At 74.7% G+C, this 25,128-nt stretch carries 22 protein-coding genes and 1 tRNA gene; 12 read left to right on the top strand and 11 right to left on the bottom strand.

The window, feature by feature from the left end; genetic code table 11:
* Positions 1-191: 191 nt before the first annotated feature.
* Together ACIQGZ_RS24305 and ACIQGZ_RS24300 are read right to left on the bottom strand one after the other, a co-directional pair.
* A complete protein-coding gene (locus ACIQGZ_RS24305) occupies positions 192-1,574 on the bottom strand; it encodes a sensor histidine kinase (RefSeq protein ID WP_402605315.1) in 1,383 nt (460 codons plus the stop codon).
* On the bottom strand, positions 1,571-2,275 hold the full coding sequence (locus ACIQGZ_RS24300) for a response regulator transcription factor (protein ID WP_402605313.1): 705 nt from the start codon (positions 2,273-2,275) through the stop codon (positions 1,571-1,573). The genes ACIQGZ_RS24305 and ACIQGZ_RS24300 overlap by 4 nt, the downstream gene beginning before the upstream one ends.
* Positions 2,276-2,365: 90 nt before the next feature.
* On the opposite strand from ACIQGZ_RS24300, the gene ACIQGZ_RS24295 reads away from it, so the two are divergent.
* Both ACIQGZ_RS24295 and ACIQGZ_RS24290 read left to right on the top strand, forming a co-directional pair.
* Positions 2,366-2,851 carry a hypothetical protein gene (locus ACIQGZ_RS24295; protein WP_402605311.1) on the top strand — a complete coding sequence of 162 codons (486 nt, stop codon included), beginning with the start codon at positions 2,366-2,368 and terminating at the stop codon, positions 2,849-2,851.
* 78 nt (positions 2,852-2,929) lie between these two features.
* Positions 2,930-3,721, top strand: coding sequence for an MgtC/SapB family protein (locus tag ACIQGZ_RS24290; protein ID WP_402605308.1), 792 nt, complete (start codon positions 2,930-2,932; stop codon positions 3,719-3,721).
* An 18-nt stretch (positions 3,722-3,739) separates the two neighbouring features.
* Here the strand turns inward: ACIQGZ_RS24290 and ACIQGZ_RS24285 are convergent, their stop codons facing one another.
* Entirely contained in the window at positions 3,740-5,104 is a 1,365-nt protein-coding gene (locus tag ACIQGZ_RS24285) for an FAD-binding oxidoreductase (protein ID WP_402605305.1), read from the bottom strand.
* Positions 5,105-5,193: 89 nt separating this feature from the next.
* Positions 5,194-6,342, bottom strand: coding sequence for a 4-hydroxyphenylpyruvate dioxygenase (hppD, locus tag ACIQGZ_RS24280; RefSeq protein WP_402605302.1), 1,149 nt, complete (start codon positions 6,340-6,342; stop codon positions 5,194-5,196).
* Between the two features lie 196 nt (positions 6,343-6,538).
* Between hppD and ACIQGZ_RS24275 the strand changes: the two genes are divergently transcribed.
* Genes ACIQGZ_RS24275 through ACIQGZ_RS24255 form a run of 5 tightly spaced genes read left to right on the top strand, consistent with a single transcriptional unit; the run spans position 6,539 to position 10,822 of the window.
* The gene (locus ACIQGZ_RS24275) at positions 6,539-7,018 is read left to right on the top strand and encodes an Lrp/AsnC family transcriptional regulator (protein ID WP_402605300.1); all 480 of its coding nucleotides are present in this window, start codon (positions 6,539-6,541) and stop codon (positions 7,016-7,018) included.
* 43 nt (positions 7,019-7,061) lie between these two features.
* Positions 7,062-7,709: an ABC transporter permease gene (locus ACIQGZ_RS24270; protein WP_402605298.1), complete on the top strand. Its 648-nt coding sequence runs from the start codon at positions 7,062-7,064 to the stop codon at positions 7,707-7,709.
* Positions 7,702-8,958 carry a betaine/proline/choline family ABC transporter ATP-binding protein gene (locus ACIQGZ_RS24265; RefSeq protein WP_402605296.1) on the top strand — a complete coding sequence of 419 codons (1,257 nt, stop codon included), beginning with the start codon at positions 7,702-7,704 and terminating at the stop codon, positions 8,956-8,958. Before ACIQGZ_RS24270 ends, ACIQGZ_RS24265 begins: the two co-directional genes overlap by 8 nt.
* Positions 8,955-9,848 carry an ABC transporter permease gene (locus ACIQGZ_RS24260; protein ID WP_402605293.1) on the top strand — a complete coding sequence of 298 codons (894 nt, stop codon included), beginning with the start codon at positions 8,955-8,957 and terminating at the stop codon, positions 9,846-9,848. The genes ACIQGZ_RS24265 and ACIQGZ_RS24260 overlap by 4 nt, the downstream gene beginning before the upstream one ends.
* Positions 9,845-10,822: a glycine betaine ABC transporter substrate-binding protein gene (locus tag ACIQGZ_RS24255; protein ID WP_402605290.1), complete on the top strand. Its 978-nt coding sequence runs from the start codon at positions 9,845-9,847 to the stop codon at positions 10,820-10,822. Before ACIQGZ_RS24260 ends, ACIQGZ_RS24255 begins: the two co-directional genes overlap by 4 nt.
* A gap of 51 nt (positions 10,823-10,873) precedes the next feature.
* On the opposite strand, the gene ACIQGZ_RS24250 is transcribed toward ACIQGZ_RS24255, so the two are convergent.
* Positions 10,874-11,677: a S16 family serine protease gene (locus ACIQGZ_RS24250; RefSeq protein WP_402605287.1), complete on the bottom strand. Its 804-nt coding sequence runs from the start codon at positions 11,675-11,677 to the stop codon at positions 10,874-10,876.
* A 60-nt stretch (positions 11,678-11,737) separates the two neighbouring features.
* Positions 11,738-12,388: an IclR family transcriptional regulator gene (locus ACIQGZ_RS24245; protein WP_402605284.1), complete on the bottom strand. Its 651-nt coding sequence runs from the start codon at positions 12,386-12,388 to the stop codon at positions 11,738-11,740.
* Between the two features lie 677 nt (positions 12,389-13,065).
* Between ACIQGZ_RS24245 and alr the strand changes: the two genes are divergently transcribed.
* Entirely contained in the window at positions 13,066-14,298 is a 1,233-nt protein-coding gene (gene alr / locus ACIQGZ_RS24240) for an alanine racemase (RefSeq protein ID WP_402605282.1), read from the top strand.
* Positions 14,291-15,379, top strand: coding sequence for a D-alanine--D-alanine ligase family protein (locus ACIQGZ_RS24235; RefSeq protein WP_402605280.1), 1,089 nt, complete (start codon positions 14,291-14,293; stop codon positions 15,377-15,379). Before alr ends, ACIQGZ_RS24235 begins: the two co-directional genes overlap by 8 nt.
* A gap of 60 nt (positions 15,380-15,439) precedes the next feature.
* On the opposite strand, the gene ACIQGZ_RS24230 is transcribed toward ACIQGZ_RS24235, so the two are convergent.
* Positions 15,440-17,224 carry a DEAD/DEAH box helicase gene (locus ACIQGZ_RS24230; protein WP_402605278.1) on the bottom strand — a complete coding sequence of 595 codons (1,785 nt, stop codon included), beginning with the start codon at positions 17,222-17,224 and terminating at the stop codon, positions 15,440-15,442.
* A 169-nt stretch (positions 17,225-17,393) separates the two neighbouring features.
* Between ACIQGZ_RS24230 and ACIQGZ_RS24225 the strand changes: the two genes are divergently transcribed.
* Together ACIQGZ_RS24225 and ACIQGZ_RS24220 are read left to right on the top strand one after the other, a co-directional pair.
* Complete coding sequence (locus tag ACIQGZ_RS24225; RefSeq protein ID WP_402605276.1) at positions 17,394-17,642, top strand: AbrB/MazE/SpoVT family DNA-binding domain-containing protein; 249 nt, start codon at positions 17,394-17,396, stop codon at positions 17,640-17,642.
* Positions 17,630-18,037 (top strand): type II toxin-antitoxin system VapC family toxin, encoded by a 408-nt coding sequence (locus ACIQGZ_RS24220; RefSeq protein ID WP_402605274.1) that lies wholly within the window; start codon positions 17,630-17,632, stop codon positions 18,035-18,037. Before ACIQGZ_RS24225 ends, ACIQGZ_RS24220 begins: the two co-directional genes overlap by 13 nt.
* On the opposite strand, the gene ACIQGZ_RS24215 is transcribed toward ACIQGZ_RS24220, so the two are convergent.
* The gene (locus ACIQGZ_RS24215; RefSeq protein ID WP_402605272.1) at positions 18,024-19,532 is read right to left on the bottom strand and encodes an MFS transporter; all 1,509 of its coding nucleotides are present in this window, start codon (positions 19,530-19,532) and stop codon (positions 18,024-18,026) included. The two genes, ACIQGZ_RS24220 and ACIQGZ_RS24215, sit on opposite strands and share 14 nt — an antisense overlap.
* 497 nt (positions 19,533-20,029) lie before the next feature.
* Here ACIQGZ_RS24215 and ACIQGZ_RS24210 point away from each other — a divergent pair.
* A tRNA-Cys gene (locus tag ACIQGZ_RS24210) sits at positions 20,030-20,101 on the top strand.
* A 107-nt stretch (positions 20,102-20,208) separates the two neighbouring features.
* Here the strand turns inward: ACIQGZ_RS24210 and ACIQGZ_RS24205 are convergent.
* From ACIQGZ_RS24205 to ACIQGZ_RS24195, 3 genes are read right to left on the bottom strand one after another with little or no spacing between them, the layout of a single operon-like run.
* Entirely contained in the window at positions 20,209-22,680 is a 2,472-nt protein-coding gene (locus ACIQGZ_RS24205) for a xanthine dehydrogenase family protein molybdopterin-binding subunit (protein WP_402605270.1), read from the bottom strand.
* Entirely contained in the window at positions 22,677-24,074 is a 1,398-nt protein-coding gene (locus ACIQGZ_RS24200) for a 2Fe-2S iron-sulfur cluster-binding protein (protein WP_402605267.1), read from the bottom strand. The genes ACIQGZ_RS24205 and ACIQGZ_RS24200 overlap by 4 nt, the downstream gene beginning before the upstream one ends.
* Entirely contained in the window at positions 24,071-25,027 is a 957-nt protein-coding gene (locus ACIQGZ_RS24195) for an FAD binding domain-containing protein (protein WP_402605451.1), read from the bottom strand. Before ACIQGZ_RS24195 ends, ACIQGZ_RS24200 begins: the two co-directional genes overlap by 4 nt.
* Positions 25,028-25,128 lie beyond the last annotated feature (101 nt).

The raw sequence follows: 25,128 nt of genomic DNA, 5'->3' as shown, positions 1-25,128 counted from the left end.
GGGCACCCGGGCCGCGCGTCAGCGGCTGGCGCACGGCGGGGAGCGGGCGCCGGGCACCCGGGCCGCGCGTCAGCGGCTGGCGCACGGCGGGGAGCGAGCGCCGGGCAGGCACGGCAGGGCGAGGCGCGGGGCAGACCGGGACGGCGCACGGCGGGGAGCGGACGCCGGGCGCCCCCGGGGCGGGGCCGGCGTCAGCGGCGGGCGGGCGCGCGGCGGCGGTGTGGGCGACGGGCGGGTGGGGCGGGCCGGGGGTCGGCCCTGGTCCGCAGGCGCAGCCGGAGTTCGGCGCCGCCGAGCGGGGAGCGGCCCACCGCCAGGTCGCCGCCGGTGGCCTCGGCCGTCCGGCGGACGATGTCCAGGCCGAGCCCGGTGGAGCCCTCGCCGCCCGCGCCGCCGCCGCGCCGCAGTGCGGCGGCGGGGTCGCTGATGCCCGTACCGGCGTCGGAGACCAGCAGCAGCACGCCGTCCTCGCCGGTGCGCAGCTCCACGGCGAAGGCGGTGCCCTGCCCGGTGTGCCGGAAGACGTTGCCGAGCAGCGCGTCCACCGCCGCCGCGAAGTCGCCGCGCTGCACCGGGACCGGTGCCGGTCCTTCGGCGCCGGTCAGCCGCCAGGGGCGGTCCTCGTCCTCGGCCAGGGCCGACCAGAAGCCGACCCGTTCGCGGACCACCTCGGCCGCGTCGCAGCCCACCGCGACGGCGGGCTGGTCGGCCGCCGTGCGGCGGGCGGTGCGGATGATCCGGTCGACCTCGCGTTCCAGTTGGGCGACCCCGTGCCGGGTGGCGTCGGCGGCCTCGCCGCCGCCCAGCGCGGCGGCGTTCAGCCGCAGCACGGTGAGCGGGGTGCGCAGCCGGTGCGACAGGTCGGCGGCCAGCTCCCGTTCGGCGGCGAGCAGTTGGACGACCCGGTCGGCCATGGCGTTGAAGGCGACGGCGGCCTCCCGCAGCTCCGGGGGGCCGCCGTCGGCCGGGCGTCCGTCCAGCGGGACCCGCACCGCGAGGTCGCCGGAGCCCAGCGCGCGGGCGGCAGCGGCCAGTCGGCGGGCCGCGCCGACGATGCGGGCGCCCATCCGGTCCGCGACGGCGACCGAGAGGGCGACCAGGGCCAGTGCGACCAGGCTGAGCACCAGCCAGGCGGTGCCGACGCCCCGGGTGAGGTCGGCGGCGGGGACGTACACCTCGATCACGGCCTTGCGGTCGACGCCGACCGCGACCGGCTGGAGCAGCGCGAACCCGCCGGGGACCCGGACGGTGAAGGAGCGGCCCCGGCGGGTGGCGGTGGCCAGGTCGGCGGCGGCGGCGCGGGCGGTGCCGACGGCGGTGGCGGTGCCGGGCGGCGGCAGGTGGACGGCGATCCGGTGCTCGGCGCCGGCCCGGGTGCTGGCGACGGCCCGTTCCAGGGCTGCGCGGTCGGTGGTGATGGCCAGGGCGGGGCCGAGGGCGGCGGCCTGGCGTTCGGCGGCGGCGAAGGCCCGGTCGCGGGCGGTCTCCCGGACCATCAGGCCGAGCGGGATCAGAAAGGCGAGCGCCACCATGGTGGTCCCGGCGACGGCCGCCTTGACCAGCGCCCATCTCACGGCTGCGGCTCCCGCACCGGGTCGCCCGGGGCTTCCAGCCGGACGCCCACGCCGCGCACGGTGTGCAGATAGCGCGGCCGGGCGGCGGTCTCGCCGAGCTTGCGGCGCAGCCAGGACAGGTGCACGTCGATGGTCTGGTCACCGCCGTACGTCTGCCGCCAGACCTCGGACAGCAGTTCGCGGCGCGGGACGACCACGCCGGGCCGGGCGGCGAGGAAGGCCAGCAGGTCGAACTCGCGCCGGGTGAGGTCCAGCGGTGCGCCGTCCAGTGCTGCCGTGCGCCGCTGGACGTCGATGGTGAGGCCGCCGACGCGCAGCAGCCGGGTGGCGGCGGCCCCGGCGGCGGCGCGGCGCAGTACGGCGGCCATCCGGGCGGAGAGGTGTTCGCCGGAGAAGGGTTTGACCAGGTAGTCGTCGGCGCCGTCGTTGAGCAGCCGGACGATCTCCGCCTCGTCGTCGCGGGCGGTGGAGACGATCACCGGGACGTTGGTGAGGCCCCGGATCATCTTCAGGGCCTCGCCGCCGTCGAGGTCGGGCAGTCCGAGGTCGAGGACGACCAGGTCGCAGCCGATCTGGGCGATCTCGCGCAGGGCTTCCAGCGCGGTGCCGACGCTGCGTACGGCGTGGCCCGAGTCGGAGAGGTGCCGGATGAGGGCGGAGCGGACGAAGGGGTCGTCCTCGACCACGAGCACGGTTGGCATGGCCCGCACCGTACGCCACCGTGCGGCCCGCGCGCAGGGTCCCGGCGGGGGCCGGATGCGGCAGGATGGCCCCCGATGCGGAGAGGGATCGTGCAGATCAGCGCGTGGGCGGTGACCACCGGGGCGGCGGTGGCGCTGTCCTGGCTCGGGGTGCACTCGGTGCTGGCGGAGCAGGCGTTCGACCCGCCGCGTCCGCTGTCGGTCCCGGCGGCCGGGTCCCCCGCACCGCCCGCACCGCCCGCACCGCCCGCACCGGCCTCGACCCCGGCTGCGGCTCCGGTCTCGGCGCGGCCCACGACGCCCCGGCCGACGGAATCGTCAGCGTCGTCAGCATCGGCGGAGTCGGCGGCGGCCGGGGAGGTGCGCAGCGTGGCGGTGACGGGCGGCCAGCTGGTGCTGGAGCTGCACCCCGGCTCGGCCGAGCTGGTCTCGGCGACGCCCGACCCGGGGTGGGAGGTGCAGACCTGGCCCGGCGACCACTGGATGCGGGTGGACTTCTCCCGGGGCGGCCGCACCAGTTCGGTCTTCGTGACCTGGAACGGCCACCCGCCGTGGGTGCAGGTCGTCAACGGCTGATTGACGGTTCGGATAGCGGGTGTCGACTTCGGGTAGTGATGGAAATCCGATGAGAGCAGCTATCACGGAGGCGCCCTGGTGCAGTCGATCGCTTCACCGCTCTGGGCGCCGGGCAGCGGCCAGGGTCTGCGGCAGCTCGCGGAACTCGGCGTGGCGCTGGTGCTCTCCACCCTGATCGGGTTGGAGCGCGAGACCCGGCAGAAGAGCGCCGGGCTGCGGACGCACACCCTGGTCGGGGTGGGCAGCGCCCTGTTCATGGAGGTGTCGCAGCACGGCTTCAGCAATGTGCTGATGCTTCAGCACGTGTCCTACGACCCGTCCCGGGTGGCGGCGCAGATCGTCTCCGGCATCGGCTTCATCGGCGGCGGGCTGATCTTCGTCCGGCGGGACGCGGTACGCGGCCTAACCACCGCCGCGACCGTCTGGCTCACCTGTGCGATCGGCATGGCCTGCGGCGGCGGGCTGGCGCTGCTGGGGATCAGCGCCACGGCGGTGCACTTCCTGGTCGTCCGGGGGTATCCGCTGCTGACCCGGCGGCTGCCCGCCGTGCTGTCGTCCGAGCGGGTCGAGCTCCAGTTGCACTACGCGGTCGGCGGCGGGCTGCTGGCCCGGGTGCTGTCGCTCTGCACCGGCGGCGGCTTCCGGGTGCTGGACGTACGGGTGGACCGGGCGCCCTGGCAGGAGGACGGCGCGGGCATCCGCCGGGGGCACGGGACGACACTGCCGGAGGCCGGTGAACCGGTCCCCGGCAGCGCCGACGTCCTGCTGCTGCTGGAGGGTACGGGCGATGTCCACCACCTGGTGGCGACGCTGAGCGAGCTGGACGGCATGCTCGGGGTCAGCGCCGCCGGTGAGGAGGGCGCGGAGTAGCGGCGGGCAGCCGGGGTCTCAGAGCACCTTGCCGGGGTTGAGGATGCCGAGCGGGTCGAAGACCGCCCGTACGCCCTGCTGGAGTTCGAGCGCGACCGGGCCCAGCTCGCGGGCCAGCCAGTCCTTCTTCAGCAGGCCGATGCCGTGCTCACCGGTGATGGTGCCGCCCAGTTCCAGACCGAGCGCCATGATCGCGTCGAACGCCTGGTGGGCGCGGGCGGTGGCGGCCGGGTCGGCGGCGTCGAAGACCACCACGGGGTGGGTGTTGCCGTCCCCGGCGTGGGCGCAGATGCCGATGGTGAGCTCATGGCGGTCCGCGATGGCCGCGACGCCGTCCAGCAGCGCGGCCAGCTGCGAGCGGGGCACCGCCACGTCGTCGATGAGGGTGGTGCCGAGCCGCTCCAGGGCGGGCAGCGCCTGGCGGCGGGCCTCCAGCAGCAGCTGGGACTCGGCCGGGTCGCTCGCGGGCACCACCTCGGTGGCCCCGGCGGCCAGGCACAGCTCACCGACCGCTTCGAGGTCGGCGGCCGGGTCGGGGGTGTCGAAGGCGACCAGCAGCAGCGCCTCGGTGGTCTCCGGGAGCCCCATCCGGGTCATGTCGTTGACGGCCCGTACGGTGGCGCGGTCCATCAGCTCCATCAGCGACGGCGTGCGGCTGGACGCCATCACGGCGCAGACGGCATCGCCCGCCGCTCGGGTGGACGGGAACTCGGCGGCCAGCGCCAGCTGCGGGGCGGGCGCAGGGCGCAGGGCGAGCACGGCCCGGACGACGACGCCCAGGGTGCCCTCGGCGCCGACGAACAGCCGGGTCAGGTCGTAGCCGGCGACGCCCTTGGCGGTGCGGCGGCCGGTCCGCAGCAGCCGGCCGTCGGCCAGCACCACGTCCAGGCCGAGGACGTACTCGGCGGTGACGCCGTACTTGACGCAGCACAGGCCGCCGGCGCCGGTGCCGATGTTGCCGCCGATGGTGCAGGACTCCCAGCTGGACGGGTCCGGCGGGTAGGTCAGGCCGTGGGCGGCGACGGCGCGGGAGAGCGCGGCGTTGACCACGCCGGGCTCGACGGTGGCGGTGCGGTCGACCGGGTCGATGTCCAGGATGCGGTCCATTTTGCCCATGGCCAGCACGATGCAGCCGTCCACCGCGTTGGCGGCGCCGGACAGCCCGGTGCGGGCGCCCTGCGGCACCACGGGGACGCGCAGCCGGGTGGCGGTGCGCATCACATGCTGCACCTGCTCCACGGTGGTGGGGTGGACGACGACGGCGGGGTTGCCCGCCGCGCAGAATCCGGCCATGTCGTGGCGGTACGCGGCGGTGACGTCCGGGTCGGTGGCGACGGCCTCCGGCGGCAGCCCCTCCAGCAGCAGTTCGAGCAGATCGCTCATGACGCGTCGTCTCCCTTGGCGGTACGTGCCTGGCCCGACCTGCAACTCTTCCGCACGTTCGCAGGTCGGGCAAGGTCACGCCGCTCGGATCAGAGGTTGCCGCGCTTCTCCTGCTCCCGCTCGATGGCCTCGAAGAGGGCCTTGAAGTTGCCCTTGCCGAAGCCCATGGAGCCGTGCCGCTCGATCATCTCGAAGAAGACCGTCGGCCGGTCCTGGACCGGCTTGGTGAAGATCTGCAACAGGTAGCCGTCCTCGTCGCGGTCGGCGAGGATCTTCAGCTCGCGCAGCTCCGCCAGCGGCACCCGGGTCTCACCGACCCACTCCCCCAGCGTGTCGTAGTAGCTGTCGGGGGTGTCCAGGAACTCCACCCCGGCCTCCCGCATCGCCCGCACGCTGGCGACGATGTCATTGGTGGCCAGCGCGATGTGCTGGACGCCGGGGCCGCCGTAGAACTCCAGGTACTCGTCGATCTGCGACTTCTTCTTGCCCGCCGCCGGCTCGTTCAGCGGGAACTTCACCTTGCGGGTGCCGTCCGCGACGACCTTGGACATCAGCGCCGAGTACTCGGTGGCGATGTCGTCGCCGACGAACTCCTTCATGTTGGTGAAGCCCATCACCCGGTTGTAGAAGGACACCCACTCGTCCATCCGCCCCAGCTCGACATTGCCGACGCAGTGGTCGACCGCCTGGAAGAACCGCCGGGCCGGCGGCGCGGTGATCGGCCCCCGGGCGACATAGCCGGGCAGGTACGGGCCCTGGTAGCCGGAGCGGTCGACCAGGGTGTGCCGGGTCTGCCCGTAGGTGGCGATGGCGGCGAGCACCACCGTGCCGTGCTCGTCCGTCAGCTCGTACGGCTCGGCCAGACCGGTGGCGCCGTGCTCGACGGCGTAGCCGTAGGCGGCGCGGACGTCCGGCACCTCGATGGCCAGGTCGACCACGCCGTCGCCGTGCTCGGCGGTGTGCGCGGCGAGGAAGCGGCCGCGCTCGGTGGCGGGCTTGACCACCGACTCGAAGACGAACCGGGCGCCGCCGGACTCCAGCACATAGGCCGCCGTCTCACGGCTGCCGGTCTCCGGGCCCGCGTAGGCCACGCAGCGCATGCCGAAGGCGGTGGAGTAGTAGTGCGCGGCCTGCTTGGCGTTGCCGACGGCGAAGACGACGGCGTCCATGCCGCGTACCGGGAAGGGGTCGGCCCCGGCGGGGTGGGCGGGGCTGGGGTGCAGAGTGGTGTCGGTCATCGCGGCCTCCCTGTGGGGCGTACGCATCCGGTCCCGGTGGGCAGGTGTGTGTGCCCGGTGTACAGCTGTGTGGGGTTACCGTGGCCGTGTCCTGCCGGATGCGCAACTGTTCGCGGAAACGCCGGGCAGTCTGTACAGCGGTTCCACCGGATGGGCAGCATTCCGGTACACAGGTTGCGCAGCGATCGGAGCCCCCATGGACGACAGCCCGCTGGACCGCCTCGACGGCCGCCTCATCGCCCTGCTGGCCGCAGAGCCCCGGATCGGGGTGCTGGAGTGCTCCCGGCAGCTCGGGGTGGCGCGCGGCACCGTGCAGGCCAGACTCGACCGGCTGCGGGCCAGAGGGGTGATCCGCGGCTTCGGCCCGGAGCTGGAGCCGGCCGCGCTCGGCTACCCGGTCACCGCCTTCGCGACCCTGGAGATCTCCCAGGGCCAGGGCCAGGACGTACGGGCGCATCTGGCGTCGGTGCCGGAGGTGCTGGAGCTGCACACCATCACCGGCCAGGGCGACATGCTCTGCCGGATCGTGGCCCGCTCCAACGCCGATCTCCAGCGGGTGATCGACCGGGTGGTGGGTTTTGATGGCATTGTGCGCGCCGCCACGGCGATAGCGCTGGAGAACCCGGTGCCGTACCGGGTGCTCCCCCTGGTGGCCCAGGCGTCCGGTACGGACTGAGGCCGGGGCCGGCCGGGGGGACCGAGAGCAGGGAGGTGCGGCGGTGAGCCTCTGGGACTACGTCAGCAGCCGGCGGCAGCAGCTGCTCACCGACACGTACCAGCAGGCCAGCCTGGTCTTCCAGTGCATGGTGGTCGCCACCCTGGTCGGGATCGCGGTGGCGGTGCTGGCCTACCGCAGCGAGCGGGTGGCGCGGCCGGTCATCGCCACCACGGTCACCGTGCTGACCATCCCCTCGTACGCCCTGCTCGGCCTGCTGATCCCGGTGCTCGGGCTCGGGGTGCCGCCGAGTGTGGCCGCACTGGTGCTGTACGCGCTGCTGCCGATCATCCGCAATGCCATCGCCGGGCTGCGCGGGGTGGACCCGGGGCTGGTCGACGCCGCCCGGGGCATCGGGATGAACCGGCTGGCGCAGCTGGCGAAGGTGGAGCTGCCGGTCGCCTGGCCCACCGTGCTGGGCGGCATCCGGGTGGCCACCCAGATGAGCATGGGCATCGCGGCGGTCGCCGCGTACGCGTCCGGGCCGGGCCTCGGCAATGAGATCTTCAGCGGCATCTCCGGGCTGGGCAGCGCCAACGCGCTCAACCAGGTACTGGCCGGCACCATCGGCATCATCGTCCTCGCGCTGCTGTTCGACGCGGCGCTGGTGCTGCTGGGCCGGCTGACCACCTCGCGGGGGCTCCGTGGCTGAGCGGCGGGACGGGTCGGGCGCGGTCACCGGCGCCACCATCGAGCTGGAGCGGCTCACCAAGCGCTACCCGGGGAACCCGGCGCCCTCGGTGGACGACGTCACGATGGAGATCGGCGCGGGCGAGACGGTGGTCTTCGTGGGCCCGTCCGGCTGCGGCAAGAGCACCCTGCTGCGGATGGTCAACCGGCTGATCGAGCCGAGCAGCGGCCGGATCAGGATCAATGGCGAGGACGTCACCGACATCGACGCGGTGAAGCTGCGCCGCCGGGTCGGCTACGCCATCCAGGCGTCCGGGCTCTTCCCGCACATGACGGTGGCCGAGAACGTCGCCCAGGTGCCCCGGATGCTCGGCTGGCGGCGGCCGCGCATCCGCGAGCGGGTGGAGGAGATGCTCGACCTGGTGGGCCTGGACCCCCGGGAGTTCCACGGCCGCTACCCCCGGCAGCTCTCCGGCGGCCAGCAGCAGCGGGTGGGCGTGGCCCGTGCGCTGGCGGCCGATCCGCCGGTGCTGCTGATGGACGAGCCGTTCGGCGCGGTCGACCCGATCACCCGCGACCACCTCCAGGACGAGCTGATCCGGCTCCAGCAGGAGCTGCACAAGACGATCGTCTTCGTCACCCATGACTTCGACGAGGCGATCAAGCTCGGGGACCGGATCGCGGTGCTGCGGGAGCGCTCGCACATCGCCCAGTTCGACACCCCGGAGGCGATCCTCACCAATCCGGCCGACGACTTCGTCTCCGGTTTCGTCGGCGCGGGCGCGGCGCTCAAGCGGCTCAACCTCACCCGGGTCCGGGACGTGGGCATCGCGGACTTCCCCGCCGTCACCCTGGACGAGCCGCTTCAGGCGATCTTCAACCGGCTGCGCACCGGCGGCGGCAACGAGCTGCTGCTGCTCGACCGGCGCAACCGGCCGTACAAGTGGCTGCGGCGCGGCGACCTGATGCGGGCCAGGGGCTCGCTGGCTCGGGCGGGCACGTTGGTCGGGGACACGGTGACCCGGGACGCGACACTGCGGGACGCGCTGGAGGCGGTGCTCACCGACAGCAGCGGCCGGGTGGCGGTCACCGGGCGGCGCGGCCAGTACCTGGGCGTGGTCGACATGGAGACCCTGCTGAACTCGGTCCATGAGCTGCTGGAGGCCGACCGGCTGGCCGCCGTCGAACACCAGCACGAGCTGGCGGAGCAGCGCGCCCCGGCCACCGGGCAGCAGTTGGAGGGGCTGGACCAGGAGGGGGGCGTCTCATGACCGCGCCGCCCCCGCCCCCGCCCGTGCCCGGCGACAGGGACCCGGGGGACAGGGACCCGGACCGCAGGGACCCGGACGGCAGGGACCCGGACGGCAGCGGCCCGGACGACGACGCGGTGGGCCGGGACCGTCCGGCGTCGGCCCGGCCGCCGCGCCGGGTACCGGTCGGCAAGCTGGTCGTCACCCCGCTGGTGCTGGCGGCGCTGCTGCTCGCCACCTGGCTGTGGATTCGCGGCGCCACGCTGGACCCGATCGAGCGGGCCTCGCTCGGCGGCGGCCAGGTGCGGCTGTACATCCGGCAGAGCATCGAGCTGACCGCCGTCTCCACCGTCTTCGTACTGGTGATCGCGATCCCGGCCGGCATCCTGCTCACCCGCCGCGCCGCCCGCCCGGCGGTGCCGCCGGCGGTCGGGCTGGCCAACCTCGGGCAGGCCACCCCGGCGATCGGCCTGCTGGCGCTGCTGACCTTCTGGCTGGGCATCGGGCAGAAGCCCGCCCTGGTCGGCATGGTGGCGTACGCGGTGCTGCCGGTGCTCAGCAACACCATGACCGGGCTGCGGGCCATCGATCCGGCGCTGCTGGACGCCGCCCGGGGCATCGGGATGTCGCCGCTGGGGGTGCTCACCCGGGTGGAGCTGCCGCTGGCGGTGCCGCTGATCCTGGCCGGGGTGCGCACCGCGCTGGTGCTCAACGTCGGCACCAGCACCCTGGCGGCCTTCGTCAGCGGCGGCGGCCTGGGCAATCTGATCACCAACGGCATCCTGACCCAGCGCACCCGGGTGCTGATCGTGGGGTCGGTGCTGGCGGTGACGCTGGCGCTGCTGGTGGACTGGCTGGCGTCCATCGCGGAGCTGCGGCTCAGCCCGCGCGGCCTGGAGGCCGGGCGGTGAGGGCCCGGCGGCTGCGGGCGGTGGCGGCGGCGCTGCTGCTGGCGGCCGGGCCGGTCGGCTGCGGGCTGCACAGCGGGTCGGTGATCGCGGACGACGTCGTACCGGGCTCGATCGGCCGGGGGCTGCCGCTGAAGGGCGCCGGCCTCACCATCGCCTCCAAGAACTTCACCGAGAACGTGATCCTGGCCGAGATGATCGGGCTGGCGTTCAAGGCGGCCGGCGCCACGGTGAACGACCGCACCAACATCTCCGGCTCCATCGGCGCCCGCCAGGCGGTGGTCTCCGGCACCGCCGACGCGATGTACGACTACACCGGCACCGCCTGGATCACCTACCTGGGCCACACCCGGCCGATCACCGACCCGCACCAGCAGTGGCTGGCGGTCCGCGACGCCGACCTGAAGAACGGCGTCACCTGGCTCCCGGCCGCCAGCCTGAACAACACCTACGCCCTCGCCGGGAACAAGGCCAACGTCGGGCGGTACGGCCTGCGGACGCTCTCCGAGGTGGCCGCGCTCGCCCGGCGGCAGCCGTCGGCGGTCACCCTCTGCGTGGACAACGAGTTCGCGGTGCGCCGCGACGGACTGCCGGGGATGCTCAAGGCGTACGGGATGGACCTGCCCAAGGCGAACATCCGCACCATGGACGCCGGGATCGTCTACACCACCACCGCCAAGGGCCGCGCCTGCCTGCTCGGCGAGGTCTACACCACCGACGGCCGGATCACCCAGCTGGGCCTACAGGTGCTCGAGGACGACCGGCACTTCTTCCCCAACTACAACGCGGCGCCCATGATCCACAGCAGTACGCTCAAGGCGCACCCGGCCATCGCCGGACTGCTGGACCCCATCTCGGCCCGGCTCTCCACCGCGACCGCGCGGCAGCTCAACGCCCAGGTCGACGTGGCCGGCCGGGACGCCCGCCAGGTCGCCAAGGAGTGGCTGGTCCGGCAGGGGTTCATCAAGGCCCGCTGACGGCGGCCCGCCCCAGCTCAAGCAGGACGGCAGCCCAGCAGCACGGCTGGCTCAGCAGGACGGCACCCGGCCGCCGTCGTCCAGCGCCTTGAGCGCGCTCAGCGCGTCGTCCAGGGTCCGCACCGGGACCAGCCGCAGCCCCTTGGGCGTGTTGACCCGCGCGTCCTGGCACTCGGCCACCGGCACCAGGAAGACGGTCGCCCCGTCCCGGGCGGCGGCCTGGGTCTTCAGCGCCACCCCGCCGACCGCGCCGACCCGCCCGGCCGCGTCGATGGTGCCGGTGCCCGCGATCACCCGACCGCCGGTGAGGTCCCCGCCGCTGCCGTTGCCGGCCAGCTTGTCGATGATGCCGAGGGTGAACAGCAGCCCGGCGCTGGGACCGCCCACGTCGGCCAGGGTGAGGGTGACCTTCACCTGGCCGGGCTTCAGGTGCAGCCGGGCCAGCGCGGCGGCGGTGGCGGCGTCCTGCGACTGGATCATGTCGGCGGTGTTCTTCCGCTCCACCTGCTCGACGGACTTCCCGGCCGGGTAGACGGCCTGCCGGGGCACCACGGCCTCGTCCTGGTCCGGCCAGGCCGCCAGCGCCCGCCCCAGGCTGATCCCCTCACCGGGCGAGGTGGCCGCGATGGTGGTCATCCGCAACTGCCCGGTGGTGTGGCGCACCGGCCGGCCGGTGATCGCGATCACCTGCTGGCCCTCGTAGCTGCCGAGGGTGTCGGCGGTGATCCCGGGCTGCATGATCGTGTACGGCAGCGGTACGAAGGCGACCACCGCGAACAGCGCGGCGGCCAGCAGGACGCAGAGCGCGAGGGCACGGACGCGGGGGGACGGCATGGCGGCAGGCACGTCCGGCATCAAAACACAGCCCGCCGCCCGCGCGCGCACCGGTCCGCCCGGCACGCCGGTGCGCGGGGGTCAGCGCAGCGCGTCGGCCACCTCGGTGGCGGCCTCCAGCACCCGGGGGCCGACCCGCTCCGGTACCAGTCCGCTGAGCATCACCACGCCGACGCTGCCCTCGATGCCGCTCAGCCCGACCAGCGCGGCGGCCGCCCCGCAGGCGCCGGACTGCTCCTCGGCCCGGGTGACGACGAAGCCGGGTTCCGTCCGCTGGCCGGGCACCTGGCCACGGGCGGCCAGGATGGCGCGCCCGGCGGCGCTCTCGTCCAGCGGGTGGCGCAGCCCGGTCCGGTACGCCACGTGGTAGTCCGTCCAACTGGGCTCGACGACGGCGACGGCCAGCGCCTCGCTGCCGTCGACCAGGGTCAGGTGCGCGGTGGCGCCCAGGTCCTCGGCCAGGCTGCGCAGCGCGGGCAGCGCCGCCTCGCGCAGCAGCGGGTGGACGCGGTGGGCGAGCCGCAGCACGCCGAGGCCGACCCGGGCCCGGCCGCCGATGTCCCGGCGGACCAGGCCGTGCTGCTCCAGGGTGGCCAGCAACCGGTAGACCACGGTGCGGTTGACGCTGAGTCGGGCGGCCAGCTCGGTGACGGTCAGGCCGCGCTCGGAGTCGGCGAGGAGCTTGAGGACTCTGACTCCGCGATCGAGGGTCTGCGAGGTCTCAGCGGTCACGACGCGCGTTCCTTTCGCGACGGGCACCGGGCCTGACGCGAGGTCAAGGTCCACGGTCGGGGCGCGCAGGGCTCGGCGACGGCGTCGTCGGCGGCGCGTCGGCCCGGCGGCGCTTCCGCGAGGAAGCGTGCACGAACGGTAGTGAGGTGGGGTGCGCAGCGGAAGTGGTTGTCCAAAATTCGGTCATGATCGAGAGTCGACCGAGGAACGAAGACGGACAAGTCGGTCGAACCACCTCGCCACCGTGACCGATTCGTGTCCTGTTCACGGCCGGGAGTCCGGAGTTCGGACACGCACCGACTTTCGGGCCCGGCTGCGGCGCGGGGCCCGGCGGGCGGGAGTGGGCCGAGCGGGCTGGGCGCGGGGGCGGCACCCGTCCGGCGCGGGGCCGTGTGGCGCGGGTCACGCCGGGCCGCCGGGGGTGGGGCACGGCCGCCCGGCTGCGGCGCCCGCCACCATATCCTGGTCTTCGGCGGCCGGAATGCCCGGCGCTTCCGCGCCGGCCGGCGCCCGTACGCGGGGCGTACGCGGGCGGTCGCGCGCCGCATGGCGGGAACCACGGCGTACGTATGAGCACTCCTGCTCACCGTAAGCTCACCGGTGGCCGTGCGGGACCGGCCCGCCCCGAAGCAGCGCGTGCGGAGTGGGCAGCAGCACAGCAGGTAGGAGGCTCGCGGATGCGGATCAGTGCGGCGACCGAGCGGCAGCTCGCGGAGGCCGGGCAGCGTGCTGCTCGGGCGCTGGCGGCCGCCGACGCCGACGGGGTCTGCGCGGAGGCCGTCGTGGACCTCGCCGCCATCGCCCACAACACGGCGCTGCTGGCCGAGCGGTCCGCGCCCGCCGCACTGATGGCCGTGGTCAAGGCCGACGGCTTCGGGCACGGGGCGCTGCCGGTCGCCCGCGCCGCGCTGGCGCACGGCGCCGACTGGCTGGGCGTCACCTCGGTCACCGAGGCGATGCAGCTGCGCCGGGCCGGGGTCGACGCCCCGATGCTCAGCTGGATGCACCTGCCCGGCGAGGACTTCACCGCCGCGCTGCTGGCCGGCGTCGACCTCGCCGTCCCCTCGCAGGCCCATCTGGCCGGGGTGGCGGCCTGCGCGGAGCGGGCCGGCGTGGTGGCCGCCGTCCATCTGAAGGTCGACACCGGGCTGCACCGGGGCGGCTCCTCCCCCGAGGAGTGGCCGCAGCTGGTGGCGGCGGCGCGCGCCTTCGAGCAGCGCGGGCTGCTGCGGGTGCGCGGCATCTGGTCGCACCTGGCGCAGGCGGACCGGCCGGGCCACCCGACCACCGCCGCGCAGGTGCGGCAGTTCGACGCGGCGGTGGAGGCCGCCCGGCGGGCCGGGCTGCGGCCCGAGCTGCTGCACCTGGCCAACTCCGGCGCCGCGCTGGACGCCCCGGCCACCCGCTACAACCTGGTGCGGGCCGGGGTGGGGCTGTACGGGGTGGAGCCGGTCATCGGCCGCCGCTTCGGGCTGCGCCCGGCGATGACCCTCCAGGCCCGTGCCATCATGGCCCGCCGGGTGCCGGCCGGCGAGGGCGTCTCCTACGGGCACGAGTACACCACCGGGCAGGACACCGCCCTGCTGCTGGTGCCGCTCGGCTTCGCGGACGGCGTGCCCCGGGCGGCCGGCGGCCGGGCCTCGATGTGGGTCGCGGGCCGGCGGCGGCCGGTGGCGGGCCGGATCGCCATGGACCAGTGCGTGCTGGACGCCGGTGACGTACCGGTGACGATCGGTGAGCGGGTGATCGTCTTCGGCTCGGGCGACCGGGGCGAGCCGACCGCCGCCGAGTGGGCCGCGTGGGCCGGCACCAATGCGCACGAAGTGCTCACCGGGATCGGCGCCCGGGTACCGCGCCGCTATCTGCCGGCCGGAGCCGGCCCCATCGAGGAGGACAGTGACTGTGCGTGACAAGAGCAGGATCGAGGTCGCCGTGCTGTTCGGCGGCCGCAGCGGCGAGCACGATGTCTCGTGCGCCTCGGCGGCGAGCGTGGTCAGCAATCTGGACCGCTCCCGGTACGCGGTCCGGCCGATCCGAATAACGACCGGCGGCGAGTGGGTGGCCGGTCCGACCGACCTGCCCGCCGGCGTCTACGGCGTGGCCGACCTGGTGCAGCTCACCCCGGCGGCCGGCGCCCCGGCCTGGCAGTCGCTCAGCGACGCCGCGCCCGCACTGGGCGGCGCCGATGTGGTGCTGCCCGCGCTGCACGGTCCGTACGGGGAGGACGGCACCGTGCAGGGCCTGCTGGAGATGCTCGACGTCCCCTATGTCGGCAACGGCGTGCTCGCCAGCGCCGCCGCGATGGACAAGGACGTCACCAAGCGGCTGCTGGCCGCCGCCGGACTGCCGGTGGCCGCGTCGGTGCTGCTCGGCCCCGGCGAGGACTCGCTGCCTGCCGCCGAGCGGGAGCGGCTGGGGCTGCCGGTCTTCGTCAAGCCGGTCCGTGCCGGGTCGAGCCTGGGCGTCAGCCGGGTCGACGACTGGGCGCAGCTGGACGCGGCGATCGCCACCGCCCGGGAGTCGGACTCCAAGGTGCTGGTGGAGGAGGCGGTGGTCGGCCGCGAGGTGGACATCGCGGTGCTGGAGCACCCGGACGGGCGGCTGGAGGCCGGGCCGCCGCTGGAGATCCGGGTCGGCGGCGGGCAGGCGTTCTTCGACTACGAGGCGAAGTACCAGGACAGCAGCACCCGCTTCGACATCCCGGCCCGGTTGGACGAGCGGATCGCGGCGACCGTCCAGCGGATGGCGCTGACCGCCTTCGAGACGCTGGGCTGCGAGGGGCTGATCCGGGTGGACTTCTTCCTGCGCGGCGGCACCGTGCCGGTGCTCAACGAGGTCAACACCTTCCCCGGCTTCACCGCCCACTCCCAGTACCCGCAGATCTGGGAGGCGGCCGGGCTCTCCTACCCGGCGCTGCTCGATGTGCTGGTCTCCACCGCGCTGGCCCACGCCGGCCGGCCGTCGGCGGCGCTGCTGGCCGGGGCCTCCTGAGCCGCGCGACCGCCCGGGGCGGGTCCGGTTCCCGTACGGAACCGGACCCGCCCGCTTCTGTCATGCCGAGCGGTTGGCCCACTCCTGGATCTTGGCGATCCGCGCCTTCAGCTGCCCCGCCGTCGCCTGCGCGGTGAGCGGCCCGCCGCAGACCCGGCGCAGCTCGTTGTGGATGGTGCCGTGCGGCTGGCCGGTGCGGTGGTGCCAGACGCCGACCAGGCCGTTGAGCTCCTTGCGCAGCTCGCGCAGCTCCTGGTGGGTGACGACGGGCCGCTTCTCGGCGGGCAGCTCCAGCAGGTCGGCCTCACCGGCGGGTCGGCCCTTGCTGCGCTGGATCTGCCGGTGCTGCCGCTTCTGGAGCAGCAGCTGGACCTGGTCCGGCTCCAGCAGCCCGGGGATGCCGAGGTACTCGTCCTCCTCCTCGCTGCCCGGGTGGGCCTGCATGCCGAACTCCATGCTGTTGTACAGCACCCGGTCGAAGACCGCGTCCGACTCCAGCGCCTCGAAGGACAGCCCCTCCTGCCCGCCGTCCGGGCCGTCCTTGGCCTGGTTGGCCTGCGCGACCAGCGCGTCCTCCTGGTCGAACAGGCCCTCGCTCTCCTTCTTCGGCCGGTCCAGCACATGGTCGCGCTGGAGCTCCATCTCATTGGCGAAGCCCAGCAGCATCGGCACCGACGGCAGGAACACCGATGCCGTCTCACCGCGCTTGCGCGCCCGGACGAACCGCCCGACGGCCTGGGCGAAGAACAGCGGTGTGGAGATGGAGGTCGCGTAGACGCCCACCGCGAGCCGGGGCACGTCGACGCCCTCGGACACCATCCGGACCGCGACCATCCACCGCTCGTCGCCGTCGGAGAAGTCGGAGATCCGCTGCGACGCCTCGGCCTCGTCGGAGAGCACCAGGACCGGCTTGTGTCCGGTCAGCTCGCGGATCATCTTGGCGTAGGCGCGGGCGGCGGTCTGGTCGGAGGCGATCACCAGCCCCCCGGCGTCCGGGATGGCCTTGCGGACCTCGGTGAGCCGCCGGTCGGCGGCCCGCAGCACATTGGGCATCCACTCGCCCTGCGGGGCCAGCGCGGTGCGCCACGCCTGCGCGATGGCGTCCTTGGTCATCGGCTCGCCGAGCCTGGCCTCGACCTCGTCCCCGGCCTTGGTGCGCCAGCGCATGTTGCCGCTGTACGAGAGGAAGATCACCGGGCGGACCACATGGTCGGCCAGCGCGTGCCCGTAGCCGTAGGTGTAGTCCGCCACACTGCGCCGGATGCCGTCGCCGCCCGCCTCGTAGCCGACGAACGGGATCGGGTTGGTGTCCGAGCGGAACGGCGTGCCGGTGAGCGCCAGCCGCCGGGTGGCGGGCTCGAACGCCTCGAAGCAGGCCTCGCCCCAGGACTTGCTGTCACCCGCGTGGTGGATCTCGTCCATGATCACCAGGGTCTTGCGGGCCTCGGTGCGGTTGCGGTGCAGCATCGGGTTCACGCCGACGCCCGCGTACGTCACCACGATGCCGTGGTAGTCGCGCGAGAGCGCCCCCGAGGAGTAGGCCGGATCGAGGCGGATGCCGATCCGCGCCGCCGCCTCGGCCCACTGCTTCTTCAGGTGCTCGGTCGGCGCGACCACCGTCACCTGCTGCACCAGATGGCTGTGCAGCAGGTACGACGCCAGCGTCAGCGCGAACGTCGTCTTGCCGGCGCCGGGCGTGGCGACCGCGAGGAAGTCGCGCGGCTGCGACTCGAGGTACTTGTCCAGGGCTCCCTGCTGCCAGGCGCGGAGCTTCCCCGCGGTGCCCCAGGGGGCACGCCCGGGGAAGGCCGGGGAAAGGTGGTGGGGGGTAGTCGCGGTACTCACGGTCTCCGAGGGGTTCGTCGGGCATCGCCGCAGGTCAGCGGCTCAGCACCCAGCCGGTCGGTAGTCGGGCAACCCGCCCAGACTACCGGCCCGGGGGGCGTCGGCAGGCTGCGGTCGGCACTTGGGAGAGCGGTTGTCGGGGTGACGCCGGGAGATTAACCTTTACTTTATGGCCGAGAAAGTAAAGCGGGTTCGCTGCACCACCAAGATCTCCAGCAAGAACCAGGTGACCCTGCCCGTCTCCGCCCTGCGCGGGGCCCATCTGGAGCCCGGCGACCGGCTGCGCGTCGAGGCTGACGGCGAGGGCAGACTGCTGCTGGTCCGGGAGGCAGACCCGTTGGACCGGGTCATAGGAGCCTTCCCGGGCCTGTCCGCGGCGAGCGACCTCGAAGCGGAGCGGGACGCATGGGAGCGGTAGTGGTCGACACCAGCGTGCTGCTGGGCGTCCTCGACCCGGGCGACGCGCTGCACGCCGCCGCCCGCGACGCGGTACTCGCCCACCGAGCGGCCGGGCACACCCTGGTCATCCCGGCATCCGTGCTGGCGGAGGCCCTGGTCGGGGCCAACCGGCAGGGTCCGGCCGTGGCACAGCGGGTCGAGGCCGCCATCGACGTACTGGTCGACGACGTCCTGCCGATCGACCGGCCGACCACCCGCTCGGCGGCGGCGCTCCGCGCCCGGCAGCCGGTCATCCGGCTGCCGGACGCCCTGGTGCTGGCCGCCGGGCGGCAGATCGGCGCGCTGGCCGTGCTCACCGGTGACAAGCGCTGGCTGGGCGTGGACGACCGGGTGGAACTGATCACGCCGACGTGAGCTCCGGGGCGGGCGCGGGCACCCGGATGCGGCCGGAGGTGGCGGCGCCGAGGAGGGCGATGGCGGTCATCACGGCGAAGATCACGCCGAAGCCGGCCGTGCTGCCGGTGGCCGTGGTGGTGGCGTGGCCGACCGCCGCGCCGCCGAGGGCGGAGAAGAGCACCCCGGCGAGGCCGACCAGCAGGATGTTGCCCAGTGCGTCGCTGACCTGGAGGGACGCCGAGTTGGCGCCGGCCTCGTCCGGGGCGGACAGGCTCATCATCAGCACGCTGACACTGGCGATCGTCAGCCCCATCCCGCCGCCGCCCAGCATCCACGCCACCGCGACCACGACCGGCGGCACCCCCGGGACCAGCGCCAGCGCGGCGCCCGCGATGGCCACGGCGGTGAGCAGGAACCCGGCCCGGATCAGGCCGTGCCGGTGCCGCCCGGCCCACGGCCGCCCCTGGAGCCAGGAGCCCGCCGCCCAGGAGAGCCCGCCGCTGGTGAGGGAGAGCCCGGCCAGGGTGGGCGACAGGTGCCGCTGGGTGACCAGCATCAGCGGGATGAACGCCTCGGCCGCGAAGAACGCCCCCGCCGCCACCCCGCGCAGCAGGATCACCGTGGGCAGCCCGCGCGCCGCCCGGAAGGTGCCGGCCGGCAGCAGCCGGGCGATGGCCGGGCCCAGCAGCGCCGCGCCCGCCAGGGCGGGCAGCAGCGCGACGGCGTCCAGCCGCTGCCCGGCGTACTGGAGCAGCCCGGCGCCCGCCGAGACGGCCAGTGCCAGCAGGATGCGCCGCCGGTCCAGGTTCCAGCTGGGCGGCGCCGCCGCGCCGCGCTCCCGCTCGGCCCGCTCCACGCGGCGCAGCGCCGGGGCCATCACCGCCAGCGGCAGCAGGATGAACGCGGGGATGGCCAGGAAGACCCACCGCCAGCCCAGGTGCTCGGTCACCGCGCCGGACACCACGGGGCCGATGATCGACGGCAGTACCCAGGAGGCGGAGAAGGCCGCGAACACCGAGGGCCGCAGCCGCTCCGGGAAGGCCCGGCCGACCACCACATACAGGGCGACGATCACCAGCCCGCCACCGAGCCCCTGGACGGCCCGGCCGGCCACGAAGACCCACATGTTGACCGCCGTGCCCGCCACCAGCAGCCCGGCCCCGAAGACGGCTATTCCGGTGAACAGCGGCGCCAGCGGGCCGCGCTTGTCGCACCACTCGCCGGAGACCACCATGGCGAACAGGCTGGTGGTGAAGTAGCCGGAGAAGGCGAAGGCGTACAGCCCGAGGCCGTGCAGCCGCTGCGCGGCCACCGGCATGGCCGTGTTGACCGCCGTCGCCTCGAAGGCGATCAGCAGCACCACCGAGACGATGCCCAGGGTGAGTGCCCGGTACGGGCCGCTGAGCACCCCGTGTTCCTGCTCCGCCGCGCTGCCTGTCGTAGCCGTGCCGGGGTCGCCGGGGAGGTCGTCGGGTCGGCGGTCGGCGCGCAGCGGCGAGGAGGCAGGGGTCATGACGTTCAGGGTAAGGCCTCATACCGGGTTTTGATCCTGACCTGTGGTCGTAGCCGGCTCGGTCGTCGGTCCTGGTCCCCCACAGCCCCCGGCCCCCGGCCCCCGGCCCTGCGCACCACGGGCCGCCGATAAACCTCCGGGAATTACCCAGGGAATTCCCGGGGATGGTTGACACGGCCCCGTCGGACCGCCAAGATGAATTGCACGAGGACGAACGCGAAGGCCGACCGGCCGAGCGCCCCTCGAACCGGTGACGGTTGACCAGGTGACAGGAGTCGGCTGATGGACAGGAAGACGGTGCCCACTGCGGCGCGCTGCACCTGTGCCGCGTACGCCGCCGCCACCTGCTGTCGCAGCAACTGCCGCACCACCTGTCAGAGTGCCGTCGTCGGCGCCTGTCGCAGCGTGTCCTGTCAGTTCTGACGCCGCTGTCCCGCGCCTTGTCGTGCGCGTGCTCCTCCCGCTCCCCCCTGTCGAGGGCTGCTCGCCCCCGTCCTGGCCGTGTGCCCGAGTGGTTCAGGGAACCGCCTGCAAAGCGGTTTACGCCGGTTCGAATCCGGTCATGGCCTCAATATATCCACACCATGTCCACCGGTATTCCACGGCGCATTTCCGATGATGCGCCGTGGAATACCGTCATGCATTTCCGGGCCGGGCCGGAGCCCGCCGGAATGCCTCAGACGACGGCGTCCTGCGGGCGCACCGGCAGCCGGGTGACGGCCCGGCCGGTGGCGGCCCGGACGGCGGCGGCCACGGCGGCGGGGGCGACCACGGCCGGGGCCGCGCCGACCGCCTTGGCGCCGAAGCTGGCCACCACGTCCCGCTCCTCCAGCAGCGCCGCGATCCGCACCTCGGGGGCGTCCAGCGCGGTGGGCAGCCGGTAGCCGGTGAACGACGGGTTGACCACCCGGCCGTCCTCGGTGTGCAGCTCCTCCAGCAGCGCCAGGCCCACGCCCTGGGTCACCCCGGCCTCGATGCGGGCCTCGATCTGCCGGGGGTTGAGCGCCCGGCCCACGTCCTGGGCGACCGTCACGTCCACCACCCGTACCGCGCCCAGCTCGATGTCCACGTCGACCACGGCCCGCATCGCGCAGAAGGCGATGGAGACGAAGGCGTCGCCCTGCCCGGTGTCGTCCAGCGGCTCGGTGGGGTGCGGGCGGCACTGGGCGGTGGCCCAGAGCTCCTTGCCCTCCAACGCCTCGCTCACCGGCATGCCGAGCACCCCGTCATAGGAGGTGATCTTGCCGTCGGCGATCTGCAGCAGCTCCGGGGACATGCCGAAGTCGGCCGCGATCGGCTGGAGCAGCTGGTGCCGCACCATCTGGGCGGCCCGCTCCACCGCGCCGCCGGACACCCAGGTCTGCCGGCCCCGCGAGGTGGGCCCGGCGGCCGGCTGGTCGGTGTCCACCGGGGCGATCCACACCTCGGTGACGCCCAGCACGTCCTGCACGATCTGCTTGGCCAGGGTGGCGAAGCCCTGCCCGGCGTCGACCGCCGCGCAGATGACGGTGGCGTGCTCGCCGCTGATCCGCACGGTGGCGGTGGAGACCTCGTCGGCCCCCTCGGCGCCCAGCATGTGCACCATGCCCACCGCATAGCCGATGCCCCGGCGCACCGCCGCCGGATCGCCCGCGCCACCCGGACCGCCGGGCAGCAGCCACTCGGTGTCGGGCTCGTCCACCGGCAGCGGCGGCAGCGGCTCGGCGGCGACCGCGTCCAGCAGCGCACCGACCGGCGCCGGGCAGGTGACGGACTGTCCGGTGGGCATCAGGTCACCGGTGGCCATCACATTGCGGCGGCGGATCTCCAGCGGGTCGATGCCCAGCTTGGCGGCCAGCTTGTCCAACTGCGACTCATAGGCGAAGCACGCCTGGAGCGCGCCCTCGCCGCGCATCCGGCCGGCCGGCGGGTTGTTGGTGCGCACCGCCCAGGCGTCCACGAAGACATGCGGCACCACATACGGTCCGGCGGAGAAGGCGGCGGCGGCGGCCAGCGCCTCGCTGGAGATGTCGGCGTACGCACCGCCGTCCAGCAGGATCTGCGCCTCGACCTTGACCAGCCGGCCTTCGGCGTCGGCGTGGTGGCGGTAGCGCAGCAGCGCCGGGTGGCGGGTGGTGTGGGTCTGGAAGGACTCCTCGCGGCTGAGCACCATCTTCACCGGGTGGCCGGTGCGCAGCGCCAGCAGCGCCAGGGTGACCTGGAAGGACAGGTCCTCGCGGTCGGTGGTGGCGCCGGGGACCCCGGCGACCACCAGCCGCACCCGGTCCGGCTCCAGGCCCAGGCAGGCCGCGGTGCGGTCCCGGTCGCCGTGCGGGTCGGTGGAGGACAGGTGCAGCTCCACGCCGCCGTCGGGGCGCGGCACGGCGAGGCCCGCCTCGGCGCCGAGCGGCGCCGGGTCCTGGCGGCCGACCTGGTACAGGCCCTCCACCACCACGTCACCGACCGCCTCCGGGTCGCCGAAGCGCAGCGGCAGGTGGCGCAGCAGATTGCCGTCCGGGTGCAGCGGCGCGGCGTGGAAGGACTTCTCCGGGTCGGTGACCGGCTCCAGCACCTCGTACTCCACCGCGATGGCGGCGGCGGCCAGCCGGGCGGTGTCGGGGTGGTCGGCGGCGACGGCGGCGACCGGTTCGCCGTGGTGGCGCACCACGTCGGCGGCGAGCACCGGGCGGTCCGCGATCACCGGGCCGTGCGGGGCGCCGGCGATCCGGCCCTCGTGGTCGGTCGGCAGGTCGGCGGCGGTGACCACGGCGTGTACGCCGGGCAGCGCCAGCGCGGCGGTGGCGTCCACCGAGACGATCCGGGCGTGCGGGTGCGGCGAGCGCAGCACCGCGCCCCAGAGCAGGCCCTCGGCCCACAGGTCGGCGGCGTACGGGTAGATGCCGAGCGCCTTGGGCAGCGCGTCGGCGCGGGCCGGGGAGGTGCCCAGGCCGAACGGCTCCGGCTCGGGCGGCGCGGCCGGCTCGGCGGCGGGGCCGGTGGCGCCGGCCGGCCCGGCGGCTGCGGTGCCGGGCGCGGTGGTGCCGGGCGCGGTGGTGCCGGGGGTGGCCTGGCGGAACAGGCCGCCCAGCGCGCCGCCGGCCGCGCTGCCGCGCTCCGGGGAGGAGCCGGGACCGGGGATGCCCGAGGCGGTGTCGGTGGGGGAGGTCATGCGCGCTCGTCCTCGGGGAGGGGGGTGCCGTACGGCGGCGTCCCGTCATGGTCCGGCGGCGCGCCGTACTGCGGGCCCAGGCCGTGGGCCGGGTCGTAGGCGGCCTGGCTGTCCGGGGTGTAGAGGACCGGTACGGGGGTGGTGTCGGCGCCGAGCCGCTGCCGGTACGGGTCGGGGTGGTAGGCGCCCTCGCCGTGCGGCTGCTCGGCGTAGACGCCGGTGCCGTAGGGGTCGGGGGCGTAGGTGGCGTACCCGGCGGCGGGCGGCCCGGCCTGCGGCGGCGCGGCGGCCTCCAGCACGGCGTCCAGCGGGCCGAACAGCGGGTCCAACTCGGGCTCGGCGGCGGGCGGCTGCTGCTGCTCGGCGGCGGGCTGGTACTCGGCGGGCGGCCGGCCGTCCTGGTACGCCGGGTCCTGGTACTCGGCGTCCTGATACTCGGCGTCCTGATACTCGGGGCCCTGGTACGCCGGGTCCTGATACCCCGTGCCCTGATGGGCCGTCTCCTGGTAGGCCGGGTCCTGGTGCTCCGGCCCCTGGTGCTCCGGCCCCTGGTGCTCCATGCCCTGGTAGGGGAGGTCCTGGTACCCCGGCTCCGGGTAGCCGGCCGGGTCGTACGGCTGCTGCGACGGGTCCTGGTAGACCGGCGGCTCGGCGGTCGGCTCGGGCTCGGGCTCCGGCTCGGCCGACGCGGCGGCGGCAGCGGCGACGGCCTCGGCGGGTGCCTCGGCGGCCTGCTGCGGGATCGGGACGGCGTCCTGCTGCGGCTCGTCCTCCACGGCCTCCGGGCCGGGCGCGGCAGCGGCCGCCGTACGGGCCCCGGCGACCGTGCGGACGGCCTCCAGCACACCCCGGTAGCCGGTGCAGCGGCACAGGTTGCCGCAGAGCGCCTGCCGGGCCTCGATGTCGCTCGGCCGGTGGTTGCGCTGGAGCAGGTCGTGGACGGCCATCGCCAACCCGGGCACGCAGTAGCCGCACTGCACGGCCCCGGCGTCGGCCAGCGCCCGCTGCACATCGGAGGGGACGCCGTCGACGGCCAGGCCCTCCACGGTGTGGATCTCGCTGCCCGCCGCCAGTGCCGCCGGTACCAGGCAGGAGGCGACCAGCTGCCCGTCCACCTGCACCGAGCAGGCCCCGCACTCGCCCTGCTCGCAGCCGTCCTTGGCCCCGGCCAGGCCCAGCCGCTCACGCAGCACGTAGAGCAGGCTCTCGCCGATCCAGGCGTCGGCCACCGGCCGGTCGGCGCCGTTGACGCGGAGGGTGTACGAGGCGCAGGGCCGCTCCTCGGTCCCCACCGCCATGGCGTCGTACGCCTGCGCCGCTTCGCCGTCGGCCTCGCCGCCGATGGCCTCCTCCGCGCCGTAGGGGGCGTGGAGGGAAGTCGGGTGGTCCGTCACTTGAGCGCCCTCCCCAGTGCACGTCGGGCCAGGACCGACACGGTACGCCGCAGCCGCTGGGCGTCGGCGAGCGGCCCCCCGGCGGGGGCGCCGGGATCGACGCCGCCGGGGGGCGGCTCGGCCGGGCTCTGCGGGTCGGCCAAGCTCTGCGGGTCGGCCAGGTGCTGCGGGTCGGCCAAGCTCTGCGGGTCGGCCAGGTGCTGGGGATCGGGGACGCAGGCCCCCGCGACGTACTCGCCGAAGGCGGTCAGCGCGGCCGGGTCGATGCCGCGCTCGCCCTCCCAGTCGATGCAGGCGGAGACCCACGCCTCGGCCTCCAGCGGCCGCAGCGGCACCGGCGCCACCGCGCCGACCGCGCAGCGCACCGCGCGGCGGGCCGGGTCCAGCACCAGGGCGACCGAGGCGCTGGCGCGGGCCGGGCCGCTGCGGCCGGTGGCCTTGAGGTAGACCTGCGGGGCGTGCAGCAGCGGGACGCGCACCCAGCCGAGCAGTTCGCCGGGCCGGATCGGGTCCAGGCCGGTGAGCAGGTGGCTGACCGGGATCTCGCGGGAGCCGGCCGGGCCGGTCAGCGTGACGGTGGCCTCCAGCGCGGCGAGCACCGGCAGGGTGTCGCCGGCCGGGTCGGCGGTGGCGATGTTGCCGCCGAGGGTGCCGGAGTTGCGGATCTGCGGGGGTCCGGCCGTGCGGGCGGCGTCGGCCAGCGCGGGGATCAGGGCGGCGAAGTCGGGGCGGCCCATCCGGGCGTGGGTGAGCCCGGCGCCCAGGACGGCGGTGCCGCCGTCCTCGTACCGCCAGCCGCGCAGCTCGCTGATCCGGCCGAGGCCGACCAGGGCGGGCGGGCGCAGCAGTCCGGCGTTGACCGCGCCCATCAGATCGGTGCCGCCCGCGACCGGCACGGCGGCCGGCGCGGCGGCCAGTGCCGCCACCGCCTCGTCGAGGGTGGCCGGCAGCATGATGGTCCGGTTCACCCTGTTCTCACCGCGCTCCGCTTGCTCATCTCGCCGCCCCTTCTCCGCCCGTACGGTACGTGCAAACCCGCCGGGCGGGGCAACTC

This window comes from Streptomyces sp. NPDC092296 (assembly GCF_044755465.1).
Lineage (GTDB): Bacteria > Actinomycetota > Actinomycetes > Streptomycetales > Streptomycetaceae > Peterkaempfera.
The sequence above is the reverse complement of the archived record's forward strand: the minus strand, read 5'-3'. Positions and strand labels throughout refer to the sequence as shown.

What these genes read in the sequence shown, in the direction of transcription:
- ACIQGZ_RS24300 (WP_402605313.1), bottom strand. Translation starts at nt 2,275, where the DNA reads ATGCCAACCGTGCTCGTGGTCGAGGACGACCCCTTCGTCCGCTCCGCC.
- ACIQGZ_RS24285 (WP_402605305.1), bottom strand. Translation starts at nt 5,104, where the DNA reads ATGAGCGATCTGCTCGAACTGCTGCTGGAGGGGCTGCCGCCGGAGGCC.
- hppD (WP_402605302.1), bottom strand. Translation starts at nt 6,342, where the DNA reads ATGACCGACACCACTCTGCACCCCAGCCCCGCCCACCCCGCCGGGGCC.
- ACIQGZ_RS24275 (WP_402605300.1), top strand. Translation starts at nt 6,539, where the DNA reads ATGGACGACAGCCCGCTGGACCGCCTCGACGGCCGCCTCATCGCCCTG.
- ACIQGZ_RS24260 (WP_402605293.1), top strand. Translation starts at nt 8,955, where the DNA reads ATGACCGCGCCGCCCCCGCCCCCGCCCGTGCCCGGCGACAGGGACCCG.
- ACIQGZ_RS24250 (WP_402605287.1), bottom strand. Translation starts at nt 11,677, where the DNA reads ATGCCGGACGTGCCTGCCGCCATGCCGTCCCCCCGCGTCCGTGCCCTC.
- alr (WP_402605282.1), top strand. Translation starts at nt 13,066, where the DNA reads ATGCGGATCAGTGCGGCGACCGAGCGGCAGCTCGCGGAGGCCGGGCAG.
- ACIQGZ_RS24225 (WP_402605276.1), top strand. Translation starts at nt 17,394, where the DNA reads ATGGCCGAGAAAGTAAAGCGGGTTCGCTGCACCACCAAGATCTCCAGC.
- ACIQGZ_RS24220 (WP_402605274.1), top strand. Translation starts at nt 17,630, where the DNA reads ATGGGAGCGGTAGTGGTCGACACCAGCGTGCTGCTGGGCGTCCTCGAC.
- ACIQGZ_RS24215 (WP_402605272.1), bottom strand. Translation starts at nt 19,532, where the DNA reads ATGACCCCTGCCTCCTCGCCGCTGCGCGCCGACCGCCGACCCGACGAC.
- ACIQGZ_RS24205 (WP_402605270.1), bottom strand. Translation starts at nt 22,680, where the DNA reads ATGACCTCCCCCACCGACACCGCCTCGGGCATCCCCGGTCCCGGCTCC.
- ACIQGZ_RS24195 (WP_402605451.1), bottom strand. Translation starts at nt 25,027, where the DNA reads ATGCTGCCGGCCACCCTCGACGAGGCGGTGGCGGCACTGGCCGCCGCG.